Source organism: Roseiflexus sp. (genome assembly GCF_057785375.1).
Map to the genome: position 1 here is coordinate 1 of NZ_JBYNRX010000026.1, position 14,412 is coordinate 14,412.

Annotated in this window: 15 protein-coding genes; 9 read left to right on the forward strand and 6 right to left on the reverse strand. The window is 60.8% G+C overall.

Annotation, left to right across the window (positions count from 1 at the left end):
• Nucleotides 1-189: 189 nt before the first annotated feature.
• From AC3EA7_RS04715 to AC3EA7_RS04725, 3 genes are read left to right on the forward strand one after another with little or no spacing between them, the layout of a single operon-like run.
• Nucleotides 190-1,440 (forward strand): glucose-1-phosphate adenylyltransferase, encoded by a 1,251-nt coding sequence (locus AC3EA7_RS04715; RefSeq protein ID WP_488612881.1) that lies wholly within the window; start codon nt 190-192, stop codon nt 1,438-1,440.
• A gap of 8 nt (nt 1,441-1,448) precedes the next feature.
• Nucleotides 1,449-2,696, forward strand: coding sequence for a glucose-1-phosphate adenylyltransferase family protein (locus AC3EA7_RS04720; protein WP_488612882.1), 1,248 nt, complete (start codon nt 1,449-1,451; stop codon nt 2,694-2,696).
• An 18-nt stretch (nt 2,697-2,714) separates the two neighbouring features.
• A complete protein-coding gene (locus AC3EA7_RS04725) occupies nt 2,715-3,239 on the forward strand; it encodes a PH domain-containing protein (RefSeq protein WP_488612883.1) in 525 nt (174 codons plus the stop codon).
• A 1-nt stretch (nt 3,240) separates the two neighbouring features.
• On the opposite strand, the gene AC3EA7_RS04730 is transcribed toward AC3EA7_RS04725, so the two are convergent.
• The gene (locus AC3EA7_RS04730) at nt 3,241-4,146 is read right to left on the reverse strand and encodes a sugar kinase (protein WP_488612884.1); all 906 of its coding nucleotides are present in this window, start codon (nt 4,144-4,146) and stop codon (nt 3,241-3,243) included.
• A 515-nt stretch (nt 4,147-4,661) separates the two neighbouring features.
• Between AC3EA7_RS04730 and AC3EA7_RS04735 the strand changes: the two genes are divergently transcribed.
• From AC3EA7_RS04735 to AC3EA7_RS04760, 6 genes are all read left to right on the forward strand, one after another.
• Nucleotides 4,662-6,200, forward strand: a complete 1,539-nt coding sequence (locus tag AC3EA7_RS04735) for an acyl-CoA carboxylase subunit beta (protein WP_488612885.1) — start codon at nt 4,662-4,664, stop codon at nt 6,198-6,200.
• A 15-nt stretch (nt 6,201-6,215) separates the two neighbouring features.
• Nucleotides 6,216-6,566, forward strand: a complete 351-nt coding sequence (locus tag AC3EA7_RS04740; RefSeq protein WP_488612886.1) for an OadG family protein — start codon at nt 6,216-6,218, stop codon at nt 6,564-6,566.
• A complete protein-coding gene (locus tag AC3EA7_RS04745; RefSeq protein WP_488612887.1) occupies nt 6,563-7,012 on the forward strand; it encodes a biotin/lipoyl-containing protein in 450 nt (149 codons plus the stop codon). Before AC3EA7_RS04740 ends, AC3EA7_RS04745 begins: the two co-directional genes overlap by 4 nt.
• Before the next feature lie 141 nt (nt 7,013-7,153).
• Entirely contained in the window at nt 7,154-7,351 is a 198-nt protein-coding gene (locus tag AC3EA7_RS04750; RefSeq protein ID WP_488612888.1) for a hypothetical protein, read from the forward strand.
• Nucleotides 7,352-7,452: 101 nt separating this feature from the next.
• Nucleotides 7,453-8,583 (forward strand): sodium ion-translocating decarboxylase subunit beta, encoded by a 1,131-nt coding sequence (locus AC3EA7_RS04755; protein WP_488612889.1) that lies wholly within the window; start codon nt 7,453-7,455, stop codon nt 8,581-8,583.
• A gap of 393 nt (nt 8,584-8,976) precedes the next feature.
• Nucleotides 8,977-9,786, forward strand: a complete 810-nt coding sequence (locus AC3EA7_RS04760) for a hypothetical protein (RefSeq protein WP_488612890.1) — start codon at nt 8,977-8,979, stop codon at nt 9,784-9,786.
• A 116-nt stretch (nt 9,787-9,902) separates the two neighbouring features.
• Here AC3EA7_RS04760 and AC3EA7_RS04765 read toward each other — a convergent pair whose 3' ends face one another.
• The 5 genes from AC3EA7_RS04765 to AC3EA7_RS04785 form a co-directional block, all read right to left on the reverse strand.
• Nucleotides 9,903-11,318 (reverse strand): sensor histidine kinase, encoded by a 1,416-nt coding sequence (locus tag AC3EA7_RS04765; RefSeq protein ID WP_488612891.1) that lies wholly within the window; start codon nt 11,316-11,318, stop codon nt 9,903-9,905.
• Between the two features lie 2 nt (nt 11,319-11,320).
• The gene (locus AC3EA7_RS04770) at nt 11,321-12,031 is read right to left on the reverse strand and encodes a response regulator (protein ID WP_488612892.1); all 711 of its coding nucleotides are present in this window, start codon (nt 12,029-12,031) and stop codon (nt 11,321-11,323) included.
• The gene (locus AC3EA7_RS04775; RefSeq protein WP_488612893.1) at nt 12,028-12,393 is read right to left on the reverse strand and encodes a hypothetical protein; all 366 of its coding nucleotides are present in this window, start codon (nt 12,391-12,393) and stop codon (nt 12,028-12,030) included. The genes AC3EA7_RS04770 and AC3EA7_RS04775 overlap by 4 nt, the downstream gene beginning before the upstream one ends.
• Nucleotides 12,390-12,920 carry a DUF4405 domain-containing protein gene (locus AC3EA7_RS04780; RefSeq protein ID WP_488612894.1) on the reverse strand — a complete coding sequence of 177 codons (531 nt, stop codon included), beginning with the start codon at nt 12,918-12,920 and terminating at the stop codon, nt 12,390-12,392. The genes AC3EA7_RS04775 and AC3EA7_RS04780 overlap by 4 nt, the downstream gene beginning before the upstream one ends.
• Before the next feature lie 526 nt (nt 12,921-13,446).
• Nucleotides 13,447-14,064 carry a copper chaperone PCu(A)C gene (locus AC3EA7_RS04785; protein WP_488612895.1) on the reverse strand — a complete coding sequence of 206 codons (618 nt, stop codon included), beginning with the start codon at nt 14,062-14,064 and terminating at the stop codon, nt 13,447-13,449.
• Nucleotides 14,065-14,412 lie beyond the last annotated feature (348 nt).

The window sequence follows — 14,412 nt, forward strand, 5'->3', positions numbered from 1 at the left end:
CGCCTCTTGCCTCTCGCCTCTCGCCTCTCGCCTCCTGTCAAAAATGCGCTAAAAACGCTTTACAGCATACGCAGGTGTATGGTATAGTTTGACATGGACAACAACCCATCAGGTAGCCCGTCTGTACCTTTTGCAAGAAGCCTTCGGCAGCGCTCTTTTGCGCGTGCCGTCAGTGGCTGGAGGCCGACTGTGCGAGTCGTTGCCATGATCATGGCTGGCGGCGAGGGGACGCGGCTGAGCGTTCTTTCGGAGAAACGCGCCAAACCCTCGGTTCCGTTTGCCGGTAAGTTCCGTATTATCGATTTCACCCTCTCCAACTGCGTCAACTCCGGCATCTTCGATGTCGCCGTGCTGACGCAATACCGCCCGCATTCGCTCAACGCCCATATCGGCAATGGTAAGCCATGGGACCTCGACCGCGCCAGTGGCGGCGTACAATTGCTCCAGCCGTACCAGGGCCGTCGTGATGAAAGCTGGTACAAGGGGACGGCTGATGCAGTGTATCAGAACATCAACTACATTCGCGAACGCCGCGCCGATCTGGTGCTCGTTCTGAGCGGCGATCATATCTATAAGATGAACTATGCCGAGATGATTGAGTTTCATGAGCGGAAACGCGCCGATATGACCGTTGCTGTGATGCATGTGCCGCTCGAAGAGACCGATCGTTTCGGGATTATGACCGTCGATGAGGAGCAGCGAGTCGTCGAGTTTACCGAGAAGCCGAAGAATCGCGATAAAGGCACCCTCGCCAGTATGGGCATCTACCTGTTCAATGTCGATACGCTGATTCAACGCCTGAGCGAAAATGGCGAAGGGTCGCCCCGGATCGATTTCGGCAAGCATGTCATTCCGTCTATGATGGGGCGTGATGCCGTCTATGCGTTTCCCTTCCAGGGGTACTGGGTCGATGTCGGAACGATCCAGTCCTACTGGGAAACGAGTATGGACCTGCTCAATCCCGCTAATACCCTCAACCTGTACGATACCGATTGGGTCATCCACACCCGCAGCGAAGAACGCCCGCCCGCCAAACTGGGACCGCAGGCGCGCGTCAGTCGCAGCCTGATCTGCAACGGCTGCATCATTCGCGGCACGGTCGAGCATTCGGTGCTCTCGCCGGGGGTGTACATTTCACCCGGCGCGGTTGTGCGCGATAGCGTGGTGATGAATGATACCTGGATCGGTCCTGGGGCCGTGCTCGACCGGGTGATCGTCGATAAGAACGTGGTGGTTGGTGCAGGGGTGCGTTTGGGGTGCGGCGACGATATGACGCCCAACCGCGAGCAGCCCGATAAACTGATGACCGGTATAACCGTTGTTGGCAAGGGTGCGCATATTCCGCCCAATATCCGCATCGGGCGAAATGTCGTTATCAATGCCGACCGTGATGAAGAAGACTTCCCGGCTGGCGATGTGAAGTCGGGCGAGACAATATAGAGGCGCATATGCTCCGCACATTTGCCATGATCCTGGCTGGCGGCGAAAGTCCGGCGTTGAGCGTGCTGACCGCCGAACGTTCGGAGGCGGCGGTTCCCTTCGCCGGCAAGTATCGCATTATCGACTTTACGCTGTCGAACTGCGTCAACTCCGGCATCTACAACGTCGGTGTGCTGACGCAGTATCGCCCGCGATCGCTCCATGAACATATCGGCGTTGGCAAGCCGTGGGATCTCGACCGGCGCATTGGCGGGGTGCGGGTGCTCCACCCCTATCTGACGAGCGAAGGGGGCGCCTGGCAGCGTGGCAATGCCGATGCCCTGCGCGCCAATCTCGACATTATCGCCGAACAGAAGGTCGATGCCGTCCTGGTGCTTGCCGGTGATCATGTGTATAAAATGGATTATCGCCCAATGCTCCAGTTGCACGAAGACCTCGACGCCGACCTGACACTGGCGGTGCATAGCGTCAGCCCGCACGAAGCGCATCGCTACGGCATCGTGTCGGTCGATGCCGACGGGATTGTGACGCAGTTCGAGGAGAAGCCGCGTCGTCCGCGTTCGAGCCTGGCGTCGATGGGCATCTACGTCTTCCGCAAGAATTTCCTGATGGAAGTGCTGGCAAATGGCGACGAGCAGAATATCGGGCACGACCTGATGCCGAAACTGGTGCATGAGACGAGCGTGGTGTCGTACCATTTTCAGGGATACTGGGCGGATGTCGGGACGGTGCAGGCGTACTACGAAGCGAATATGGCGCTGCTCGTCGAAACTCCGGCGCTCGATCTCTATGACCCGGAGTGGGTCATCCACACGAAAAGCGAGGAGCGTCCGGCAGCCGAAATTGGCGAAAACGCGCGTGTTGATGGCAACCTCCTGTGCGATGGCTGCCGCATCTACGGCACGGTTGCGCGCTCGATCATTGCGCCAGGGGTTGTGGTTGCCGAGGGCGCCGTCGTGCGCGACTCGATCCTGCTGAGTGCGACGGTCGTTGAGCCTGGCGCTGTGGTGGATCGCTGCATCGTCGATAAGGAAGTCGTGATCGGCAGCGGCGCAGTGGTCGGCGATGGCGAGGATAACACCCCTAACCAGCGTATGCCCGATCTGCTGAACACCGGTTTGACCCTGGTGGGACGAAGTGCGCAGATACCGCCGGATGTGCGCATTGGCCGGAATGTCGTCATCCGCCCCCGCGTCACTGCGGCGTCGCTTGGCGGGCAGACGATCATTTCCAGCGGGGCGACGGTTACGCGCTGAAACGGCGAGGAGGGTGCTGTGACTCTTGAACAAAATCGCGCCCGCGTGGTCGCTGCCGTCTGGCAGGCGATTGCTCAGAGCGGCGTCGACCTGTCGTCAGTGCCGCGCGATCAACAGGATCGTTTGGTGGCGGCAATCGCCGATAATCTGTTGCCGGCGGTCAATCAGATGCTCGATGAAGTCGCGCCGCCGGTCTCCGCCGAAGTCTCCGGTGATGAGCGCATTCGGTGGGAAGGTCGTCCGTTCCTTTCGATTACGGAACGGTATGTGCTGACCACCGAGCGCGTGCGCATCTACCGTGGTTTGATCGGGCACAGTGTTGATGACATCGAACTTGTGCGGCTGCAAGATATCGATTTCACGCAGAATGCTGGCGAGCGCATCCTGGGGATTGGCGACATTCACCTCCGCGGCGCCGATGTCTCGACCCCGGAAACCACGCTGCGCAACGTTCACCAGCCCGAAGAGGTGCGCGAACTCATCCGTCGCGCCTGGCTCGATGCGCGCAGACGGTATGGCGTGTCGTTCCGGGAGCAGATGTGACTCACAGACGTGGATAGCCGACATAGTCGCCGAGCGTTGCCACTGCTGCCGCGCCAATGCGGGCGCCAAGCGCCAGCGATTCGGTGATACCCCAGCCACGCAGCCATCCTGCCAGGAATCCGGCATCGAAGCCGTCGCCTGCTCCGACGGGGTCGATCACCCGGGCGACCGGCGCTGCCGGAACGGCCAAGCGTTGCCCGCCAACCAGCGCACGCACGCCGCGCTCGGCGCATTTCAGTACGACAACGCGGGCGCCAAGCGCCGCCGCTGCCGCCAGCGCGTCATCGTCATTGCTGACTTCCAGGAGCGCCTGGGCGTCTTCGTGCCCCATGAGCAGCACGTCGGCAGCGCGCATCAGAGGCAGGAGAACATCGCGCGCCTGCGATGCTTTCCATAAACGCGGGCGGAAATTGGGGTCGAACGAGACCAGCGCGCCGGCGGCGCGCGCAAGGTCGATGGCGCGCACACACGCGGCAGCGCACGACGCGCTCAGCGCCGGAGTGATGCCGGTCAGATGCACAATCCGCGCGCCGTTGAACTGTTCTGGCGTCAGGTCATCCGGCCCGATTCGACTGGCGGCTGAATTGCGGCGATAATAGTAGACACGTCGCGCGCCGTCGGCAAGCCATTCGCGAAAGAAGACGCCGGTTGGCGCGTCGGGGTCGGTGTGCAGCGATGAGGTGTCAACTCCCTCATCGGACAGGACCGTGCGCACCCGTCTGCCGAATGGGTCGTCGCCGACGCGACTGATGAAGCGCGCGCTGTGACCGAGACGGCAGAGCGCAATGGCGAGGTTCGCTTCCGCGCCGCCGATGTCGAGCAACAGCGTGCGGGCTTCGTCGAGCGAAACGGGATCGGGCGGGTACAGGACCGCCATGCACTCGCCAAGAGTGACGACATCAGGCATAGGCAGATGCTCCTTGCCGATTCATTGTACCATGGGAAGAGGTAAGAGCCTGTCCGAAGGATGGAGGGAGCGATCTCCCAAACCTGGACCATCAAGGGCGTGGAGCGGCGGACGGCGGCTTCGACAGGCTCAGCGGACGGCGGACGGCGGCTTCGACAGGCTCAGCCGACGGCGGACGGCGGCTTCGACAGGCTCAGCCGACGGCGGACGGCGGCTTCGACAGGCTCAGCCGACGGCGGACGCAAGATGGTCAACACGGGCAATGATTGTGCAACATCTGGTTGATTTTCTATAAGGGGGCAGATGGGGCGCGGTCGTGCATTGATAAGAACGTCCGGGTCGCTGAAGACTGATGGACAGACAGAAATGAAACTGACATACCGGCGCTGCCAGACCGCATATTTCCTGCGTTGCGGGCTAACGCCCTCACTCAGGACGTGGAAGCCCCTGGGAGATTTGCCTGAACTCACCAAGGGCTTGAGCAGCGCAGGTGATCTCCCGAAAGTGATAGACCTATGAGTGATGATCCGCGAATTCTTGAACTGCGCGCGTTGCGCGAGCGGGTGCGCCAGGGAGGCGGAGCGGAACGGATCGCTCGTCACCATGCGCGCGGCAAACTGACAGCCCGCGAACGGCTTGATCTGCTCCTCGATCCCGGCAGTTTCGTCGAACTCGAGCCGTTCACCACCGGCAGGCCGGTTGATGGCGAAACATTCTATGGCGATGGCGTTGTGACCGGTTACGGCAGGATCGACGGACGCACAGTGTTCGTCTATTCGCAGGATTTTACCGTGCTCGGCGGGTCGCTCGGCGAGGCGCAGGCGCGCAAAATCTGTCGGGTGATGGACCTGGCGTTCAGCGAAGGGGCGCCGATCATCGGGTTGATCGACTCCGGCGGCGCACGGATCCAGGAAGGCGTCCACAGCCTTGGCGGCTACGGCGAAATCTTCCGTCGCAACACCAAATGCTCCGGCGTCATACCGCAGATCAGCGTGATGCTCGGTCCATGCGCCGGCGGCGCGGCATACTCGCCAGCCGTCACCGATCTGATGATTATGGTCGAACGCCGATCCTTCATGTTCATTACCGGTCCCGATGTCATCAAAGAGGTCACCGGTGAGACGATCGACCTGGAAGGGCTTGGCGGCGCGAACGTACATATGACGATCAGCGGCACCTGCCATCTGACTGCGCCAGACGATCAGACGGCGCTGGCGCTCTGCCGACTGGCGCTGTCGTACCTGCCCTCGAATAACACCGAAAACCCGCCGTTCGTTCCGACTGACGATGATCCATTACGCGCCGATGAGGAATTGAACCGGATCGTTCCGCTCGATCCGGGGCAGGCATACCGCATGCACGAGGTCATCGAGCGGGTGGTGGATCGTGGCAGTTGGCTGGAGTTGCAACCGGTCTGGGCGATGAACGCGATCACCGGATGGGCGCGCATGGGCGGGCGGAGCGTCGGCATTGTTGCGCAGGAGCCGAGCGTTATGGCCGGCGTGATTGACATTGACGCCTCCGACAAAATTGCCCGCTTTGTGCGTATGTGCGACTGTTTCAACATCCCGCTGGTCACGTTCGTTGACTCGCCCGGCTTTCTGCCTGGCATCGACCAGGAACATCGCGGCATCATCCGACATGGCGCGAAAGTGCTCTACGCCTATGCGGAGGCGACTGTGCCGAAGATCAGCATTGTAACGCGCAAGGCGTATGGCGGGGCATACATTGTGATGAGCAGCAAATCGTTGGGGGGCGACATCAATCTCGCCTGGCCCAGCGCCGAGGTGGCAGTGATGGGAGCGGATGGTGCGGTGAACCTGCTCTACCGTGATCAGATCGCGCGCGCGCCCGATCCTGCCGCCGAGCGCGCGCGTCTTGCGCGCGAATATGAGCGGAAGTTCAACAATCCCTACCATGCAGCGGCGGCCGGCTTCTTCGACGATGTGATCGAACCGCGCGAGACGCGCGCGCGGGTCATTGCCGCGCTCGATGCACTGCGCGATAAGTCGGTGGCGCCGCCGCCGCGTCGTCATGGGAATATGCCGGTGTAAAAGGAGAAGCGTGCCATGCCCGACAATCTGAGTGTCGCCTTGTATCTGCTGGTGATCGGCATGAGCATTACCTTTGGCGCGCTCTTTCTGCTGTGGGGATTGATGGCGCTGTTGACGGCGCTGACTGCCAGAGGCGCGAAAGAAACGCCAGCCGCCGTCGAAGCGGCGGAACCTGCTCTCCCCGCGTTGCCAGCGCAGCCCGACCTTTCTGAACGACGGCGACGGGCGGCGGCGGCGGCGGCGGCGGTGGCGCTCGCACGTGAACAGGCGGCGCGAAGAATGGCAACTTCCACATCAGTGGTCAGCCCCTGGCAGGCAGCCGGACGCATGGCTCGAACAGGACGAGAGGGACGAGAACACCTATGAAGATGCGAGTCGTTATTGAGGAAACGGCATACAACGTCGAGATTGTGGATCTCAATGCACGTCCGGTCGTGGCAATCGTCGATGGTGAACGCTTCGAGGTCTGGCCCGAGTCCTCGCCCGCCCCGGTCGTCGGGTCGCTCGATGGTCGGCAGGCGCCAGCCGCGTCCGCACCTGCGGCGCTGCCTGCATCCCCTGCTCCGACGCCTTCAGTGCCTGACGCCGCCGGGAGCGGCATGGTGCTGGCGCCGATCCCCGGCGTCATTCTCGCCGTTCGGGTCAAACCCGGCGAGCAGGTCACAGCAGGGCAGGAGGTGTGCGTGCTCGAAGCGATGAAGATGCAGAACAGCATCCGCGCGAAACAGTCCGGCGTCGTGTCAGCCGTCTATGTGAGCGATGGGCAGCATGTGAAGCACCACCAACCCTTGATGGTCATTAAGTCGGAGTAACCGTTCACTGTTGGACAAACGCCTCTGTTGAACATCTGATACCAAGTGGTGTTCAGTCAGACACGATGTTCGCGCGTTTGTTGGGCAAGGCGCAACGGTCAACGCGCACCGGCAGGCGTGTCGCGGACGCATGACGGCGCAGTGGCATCAGTTCGCCCGGCGGGGCTTGCACTTGCGGTGCGCGCCGTCGAACCACGTGCGGTGAGCGCCGTCGAACCGCGTTCTCAGCGAGGGCTTTCGCCGGCAGCGCCTCGGCATCCCGCTGCGCGCCCCGGCAGTATGGTACGAATGACCGCGCATGAGTATTATGACCATCACGTGCGCGGTGATCGCGCGTAGCTCCTTTGACGCGAGACTGGCGGGAGACATCGACGCGCATAAGACCGAGGGCGTGTGAGCGCCCTTATTTGAAAGGTATTTGGGATCAGGGGCGGATTTGCATGGATTTCTCAACACTCATCCCCGAATTGATCAAAGGTCTGGCAAACTTCACCATCGGCAACCTGGTGATGCTTGCGGTTGCCGCGACGCTGATAACGCTGGCGGTGGTGAAAGAATACGAGCCGGTGCTGTTGCTGCCGATCGGGTTTGGTTGTCTGGTGGCGAACATTCCGCTCACCGGCATGACCGACGGCGAAGGATTGTTCGGCATCCTCTACCGCGCCGGGATCAGCACCGAACTCTTCCCGCTTCTCATCTTTGTTGGCGTTGGTGCAATGATCGATTTCAGCCCGTTGCTGGCGATGCCGCGCATGGCGCTTCTTGGCGCTGCCGGTCAGTTTGGCATCTTCGGTACGCTGATCCTGGCGACGCTCCTCGGTTTTCCGCTCAATCAGGCGGCATCAATTGGCGTCATCGGTGCGATTGACGGTCCCACGTCGATCTATGTCGCCTCGCAACTGGCGCCGGAACTGCTTGCCCCCATCGCCGTCGCGGCCTACTCTTACATGAGCCTGGTGCCGATTATCCAGCCGCCGCTGATGCGGCTGCTGACATCACGCCACGAGCGGTGCATTCGCATGGCATACGCGCCGCGCCCGGTTTCGCGGCAGGCATTGATCCTTTTTCCCATCGTGGTGACCCTGATCATCGGCTTGCTGGTACCGGCGGCGACACCGCTGATCAGCATGTTGATGCTGGGGAATCTGCTGCGCGAAAGCGGCGTGGTCGAGCGGTTGAGCAAAGCGGCGCAGAACGAAGTGATCAATATCGCCACGTTGTTCCTGGGATTGACCATTGGCTCGACTATGGACGCCGGATCGTTCCTGAACCTGGTGACGCTCCAGGTGCTGGGGCTGGGGCTGCTGGCATTCATCCTCGACACCGTTGCCGGTCTGCTGTTCGGCAAAGTCCTGGCGTTCGTCAGCGGCGGGGCAATTAACCCCCTGATCGGCGCGGCGGGCATCTCCGCCTTTCCGATGGCAGGGCGCCTGGCGGCAAAAGTGGCGCTCGCCGAAGACCCCGATAACTTCATTCTCATGCACGCCATGGGCGCCAACACTGCCGGTCAATTGGGCAGCGTCGTCGCCGGCGGGGTGCTGCTGGCGCTGGTGACCGGGATTCTGGGGTAAGAGCATGCAGCGTGCTCGATACCAGCACACTGCGCCTGCACAATCCAGCAGGATGCGGGCATGATTTGTCAGGGAACGGTGCTCCGGTGGCCAGCGATTAAGATCGCCTCTGACGGACCTGTGACCGACCGTCCGCTTACGCGGACGGAAACAGCGGCGTTCACACGCGTTGAGCGTGCCAAACCGCGCAGGTGGACGCCCGGCGGAACGCCTGCCCAGCACACTCCCCGCTTGCGGGAGGTGTGCTGGGCAGGCGCCAGCCAGGGTGCAGCATGGATGCGCTTTCTTGCCGCCTGACAATTCATGCCTGGCCCCCTGGTAGTTGGCATTGTCCTGTAAAACGGAACGTGGTACAATTGTTCATAGATCGTTGCATCCGGTATCGGGTGCACTATGCCAGACGACGTCTGGGATCAGACCGATAATAATGCTGATGCCAGAGCGCTGCCTCCGCCGCCGGTACAGGCTTCGTCGCCGGATGAGCGCTACTTCAGGATCCTTAAGTCGGCATTAGATCAGTGCCGGGACTACAAGCCCAGGTTTGGCGGGGGATCTGGTCCAGGACTGACTCTGGAACAGTTCCAAAGTCTGTATACATCTGATCCGTTCTATCATTGGATAGGTCTTGACTCACCGCTGACCTATGCCGCACACAAGGCGGCTGGCGGCATTACATCTGTCTATCGACAGATAGGCATTGCCTGTCAGTGGATTTTCCATCAGATGTTGCAAGATCATCTTGGACTATCCTCAGAAGAAGCCGCCTGGAGTTACGTTATCGGGTCTCGGAAACTTTCACTAGACGGTCGTATTGTCATTGATGATGTGAAAGATTTGAAGGTTCGAGAGAAGGTAAAGCAGTGGATAGACGCCGCCGGACGTCTGGCAGGCTTGCAGAATGACACCTTGCAGGGCATCAAGGGATGTGTTTTTGAAGTACGCCAGGGGTACAAGAGCAAAGACTCAAAACGTCAAAACGCCAACATCGCCAACGCTGTGAACGCATATGCGCATAAATATATGCCAGTGATCATATTGTTTTCAACCCAGATCGATAGTGATGTGGCAAGACGATATAAGGAGCGCCACTGGATTATCCTGACGGGTACGACGAATGGTTCGTCCACTGAAAGCACGTATGCGTTTTGTCGAGAAGTAATACGATCTGGCTGCCTTCTTCGAGCGTCGCTCCAAAGATGTTAAAGAAAAGGTTGAAGACTTACTCAAAACGCTACTTTCTCCAGAAGGATCGATATAACAATGCAGCAACTCGGATTATTCGCTCACCTCACCCACAAAGCCAATCTCAGGCATACGCGCTATGGATGGCTCAGGTTGACCCCTGAATACGATGTTGTCTGAGATCCGGCGTGGGTCTCCGGCGAGAGCGCAAGCGGGAGGGTAATGGTAAAGGTTGTGCCGCTGCCGACGGTCGATGTGACGCTGATCGTTCCGCCGTGCGCTTCAACGATGGCTTTGGCGATTGCCAGTCCAAGCCCGGCGCTCTGCCTGCTCTCGCGGGTGCGCGCGGGATCGGCGCGATAGAAACGCTCGAAGATGTGTGGCAGGTCTTCCGGCGCAATGCCGCTGCCCGTGTCGCGCACGTCGATGACGATGCGCTGATTCTCCGCCTCACGCGCCGCCAGCACGATTTCGCCTTCCGGTGTGTGGTGCAGCGCATTCGCTACCAGATTGTTCAGCACCTGCGCCATGCGGTCGGTATCGACCCATACCGCAGGGAGCGAGTCGGACGCCTCCACACGAATGGCCGGTCCACGCGCTTCTATCTGCACCATGTGCGCCAGTGCCGCGCGTTCGAGGAGCGCGCGCGGATCGACGGCGCGCCGGTTGAGCGATAGTGCGCCAGCATCCGCCAGCGACAGCAGGCGCAGATCGTCGATCAGGCGTTGCAGATGCTCGACTTCGCCGTGCATAACCTGATAGATGCGGGGCGATCCCTCGATCCGTCCGTCCTGCAAGCCCTCTGTATAGCCGCGCAGGATGCTCAACGGTGTGCGCAGGTCGTGCGCCAGATCGGCGGTCATCTGACGGCGCGCCTGGATTGCCTGCCCCAGGTCGGCGCTCATCTGGTTGAATGCCTGCGCCAGTTCGCCGATTTCATCGCGCGAACGCACCGTCACCCGCTGATCGAGACGCCCCTGCGCCATCGCGCGCGTCGCCGCCGTCAACTCGCGGATAGGGCGGGTCAGCGTGCGCGCCAGCACGATGCCAACCACCAGCGCCGCGACGGTTGCGCCAATCGCGCTCAGAACGGTTGCCACCGTGAGCCGCTGCAAGAGTGCGGCTTCGGCTGCCCAGCGTGGATCGTTGAGGAGGGGGAGAGGCGGAGGACCGGCGAAGAAGAAATAGCCAATGATGTCTCCATTGGAACGCAGCGGCTCGGCGCGCGCAATCATGACTCGACCCAACCGACGACCAGGAGAGTACGGTCGGCGTCCGTACACCACAACGCCGTTCGTATCTGTCAGGATCAGGTTCCGGCTGTAAAAGTCGAGCGGCGCCGTCCGTTCGAGGAGTTGCTCGACCCCCTGCCATCCGCCGTTCGCCTGGTGATAGGAGCGCAACGCATTCAGCAGAATCGTTCGATCACGAACCGAGAGGAACAGATCGACTTCGGAGCGGGTGCGCAACCCGACGAACAGCGCAACCAGGAGTGAGCCGATCAGCCCGACGAGCAGAAACGCCAGGGTTAGTTTGAGCGTCAAAGATCGCATGGTCAGGCGCCTGTCCTTGAGGAGTCCGTCGTGCGCAGCAGCGCAAAACGGTACCCCATGCCGTACACTGTTTCGATATAGCGTGGATTGCGCGGATCGTCTTCGATTTTGGTGCGGAGGTTGCGGATATGCACATCGATCGTGCGCTCCGAACCTTCGAAGGCATCACCGGATACGCGGTCGAGCAGGTCGAGCCGCGAGAAGACCTGCCCCGGCGCGGCCATGAGGGTTGCCAGAATGGCAAACTCCGATGGCGTCAGATCGACGTATCGTGCGCCGACGCGCACCGTTCGCCCGGTGCGGTCGAGCACAATATCAGCGGCGCGCAGCACGTCCGGTTCGAGCGGCGCCTGCCGGGTGCGGCGCAGAACCGCGCGGATGCGGGCGATCAACTCGCGCACATTGAATGGTTTGGTGACATAATCGTCGGCGCCGAGTTCAAGCCCCAGGATTTTGTCGGTGTCCTCGATCTTTGCCGTCAGCACGATAACCGGCGTGCGCGACTCTTTGGCGAAGGCGCGCAGGAACTCGTACCCGCCCATTTCCGGCATCATCAGGTCGAGAATCACCAGGTCGGGCTTTTCGACGCGCGCCACGTACAGCGCGCGCCGTCCATCACCCGCTTCGACGACGTGAAAGCCTTCCTGTTCGAGATAGAGCCGGAGCATGTCGCGCAGCGCCGGCTCGTCGTCAACGACCAGAATTGTGTTCATGTCGCAATGCCCGCTGCAGCGTGCGGCGGGGATCGTCGCCGCAGAAAACGACGGACAATCGGTGACGCTCCCACAACCAGCGCGATGATGACGCCAATGATCAGCAGATTTTTGACCACTTCGATAATACCACGTGCATCCGGTTCGCGCTTTGCGTCATGCTTGTGCACGAAGCCGTCGCGCTCATCGCGCTCGAATCTGCCGGACGCGAATCGGTCGCGCTCTACGCCGGCTGCGAGGCGCGCACGATCCGACTCCGGCAGCAACCTCGCCAGAACCTCTGTCTGTCTGAGCGCAATGAGTGCGCCGACGACGACCAGCGCCGCTGACAGAATGACGACGATACGCCGGATGGTTTTCATTGCTGCGCCTCCTTTCCCAGAACCGGCGCAGCGCTGAGTGCTGCCGCTTTTTGGGAGGAGAATCGCGTGAACAGACGCTGTGTTGCGTTGACGATCCAGCGCCAGTGCAACGCCACATGCACCCCCAGCAGAAACACTGCCGCGTCGGATGCCAGATGGTGAAGTTGTGTCCAGAAACGATCACGCTCGGTGCGAATGCCGAGGGGGGCCAGCGCCGTTTCCGAAATCATCAGTCCGGTGAAGATAATCGTCGTTAAGACCGCAAAGAGCAGCGCATTCAGCGCATAGTCGAGACGTGCGCACCCCGTTGTCCGGCTGAAAAGCCGCTGCGCAACGCCAGTGATCCACGACCAGTGAGTGACCAGATGAGTGACGACTGCGGCGCCAAGCGCGATTCCCAGCCATTCGTGAATGGCGATACCGGTGAAGCGTGGCGCCGTGGTGGTGAGAAAGACAACGAACATTGCGCCGTCGAGCGCCAGGTTTGTCAGTATTCGTCGTTGAACTTCCGGAGTATGGACGTTCATCAGAAGACCTCGCTACGAAGGATCGGCATTTGCCCGATACACCTCTTATCGTAGCGAGACTTTCTTCAGGGATTGTTAAGAAGCGATGCTGGAATTGTTGGGATCGGCGAAGGTGATGGTCATACCCGATCCATTACCTGCATGGCGCACTGAAACATGGGCGCTGTTCCAGGGAAAGGCGTCCCGAAGTTACTCCCTTTAAGCGCGCACAAAGGCGCAAAGGTACAAAGGCGCCTGACCTGAACCCCGTTATGGGTCCAGTTTTTCCGTGTTATACTAACTTGCGGTCAGTCAGACAAGATATTCGAGCGCCCGGTTCGCGCGGTGTAACGAGTCACAACGCGCGTTGGCAGTCGCGGACGCAGACTGCGCATTAGCATCAGCAGCCCCAACGGGGCTTTTATGTCCTCAGCGCGGGCTTTCGCCCGCAGCGCCCCGGCAGTAGTGTACGAACGACCGCGCATGGGACGCCATCCTCAGAGAACGCCGCCAGCGAACCCTGGCGGCGTCCTGTGTGACCGTCACCTTATGGCTGGCGCACTTCCGCCGTTACCGGAATCTCTCCCGCCTTCTCGAAGGTGAGCGTCAATTCCACCTTATCGCCTGCGTTCAGGTCGCGGGTCAGACCGATGAGCATCACATGGAACCCGCCCGGCTTCAGTTCGACCTGCCCATTGGCGGGAATGTCGATGCCACCTTCGACCTGGCGCATGCGCATCATGCCGCCCTCTTCGATGACGGTGTGCAGTTCGACCGTTTTGGCGGCATCGGTGCTCGCGGCGATCAGTTTGTCCGCTTCACTGCCGGTGTTGCGGATGACCATATATGCTGCACTGTTTGTGCCTCCCATGTCCATATCCATGCCGCCGTGTCCGCCGTGTCCCATGCCCTGTTCGGGCGCTTTGGTCGGCTCCATGCCGCCATACCCGCCGCCGGACGCAGGCGCCATAGTGGGTTGTTCCATACCGCCCATCGCGCCGCCTTCCATCTTCATCGCCCGCGCCCAGGGATCGCTGATCTGGATCGTCGCGCCGCCAGTTGCGCCGGTATTTGCCGGTGCTGCTGGAGTTGTCGGTGATGTGGCAGTGCATGCAGCAAGCGCGAGTGCGCCAGCAAGCGCAAAGAGCACTCGATACAGATTCATTGGATGTACTCCTTTCCTGTTGATACATGGTTATAACAGTGATACGGTCGTTCTCGTGCCGGGATGTTTCTTCAGAGAACCGAGAACTGAGAACCAGGGGCAAGAGGTGAGAGGTGAGAGGTGAGAGGGTGAGGGGTGAGAGGTGAGAGGTGAGGGGTGAGGGGTGAGGGGTGAGAGGTGAGAGGCGAGAGGTGAGAGGTGAGAGGTGAGAGGTGAGAGGCGAGAGGTGAGAGGTGAGAGGTGAGAGGCGAGAGGTGAGAGGCGAGAGGCGAGAGGTGAGAGGTGAGAGGTGAGAGGCGAGAGGTGAGAGGCGAGAGGTTCAAGAGCCTCTTAACCTTCAACCTTCAA

What these genes read in the sequence shown, in the direction of transcription:
- AC3EA7_RS04720 (WP_488612882.1), top strand. Translation starts at nt 1,449, where the DNA reads ATGCTCCGCACATTTGCCATGATCCTGGCTGGCGGCGAAAGTCCGGCG.
- AC3EA7_RS04730 (WP_488612884.1), bottom strand. Translation starts at nt 4,146, where the DNA reads ATGCCTGATGTCGTCACTCTTGGCGAGTGCATGGCGGTCCTGTACCCG.
- AC3EA7_RS04735 (WP_488612885.1), top strand. Translation starts at nt 4,662, where the DNA reads ATGAGTGATGATCCGCGAATTCTTGAACTGCGCGCGTTGCGCGAGCGG.
- AC3EA7_RS04740 (WP_488612886.1), top strand. Translation starts at nt 6,216, where the DNA reads ATGCCCGACAATCTGAGTGTCGCCTTGTATCTGCTGGTGATCGGCATG.
- AC3EA7_RS04745 (WP_488612887.1), top strand. Translation starts at nt 6,563, where the DNA reads ATGAAGATGCGAGTCGTTATTGAGGAAACGGCATACAACGTCGAGATT.
- AC3EA7_RS04755 (WP_488612889.1), top strand. Translation starts at nt 7,453, where the DNA reads ATGGATTTCTCAACACTCATCCCCGAATTGATCAAAGGTCTGGCAAAC.
- AC3EA7_RS04760 (WP_488612890.1), top strand. Translation starts at nt 8,977, where the DNA reads ATGCCAGACGACGTCTGGGATCAGACCGATAATAATGCTGATGCCAGA.
- AC3EA7_RS04765 (WP_488612891.1), bottom strand. Translation starts at nt 11,318, where the DNA reads ATGCGATCTTTGACGCTCAAACTAACCCTGGCGTTTCTGCTCGTCGGG.
- AC3EA7_RS04770 (WP_488612892.1), bottom strand. Translation starts at nt 12,031, where the DNA reads ATGAACACAATTCTGGTCGTTGACGACGAGCCGGCGCTGCGCGACATG.
- AC3EA7_RS04775 (WP_488612893.1), bottom strand. Translation starts at nt 12,393, where the DNA reads ATGAAAACCATCCGGCGTATCGTCGTCATTCTGTCAGCGGCGCTGGTC.
- AC3EA7_RS04780 (WP_488612894.1), bottom strand. Translation starts at nt 12,920, where the DNA reads ATGAACGTCCATACTCCGGAAGTTCAACGACGAATACTGACAAACCTG.
- AC3EA7_RS04785 (WP_488612895.1), bottom strand. Translation starts at nt 14,064, where the DNA reads ATGAATCTGTATCGAGTGCTCTTTGCGCTTGCTGGCGCACTCGCGCTT.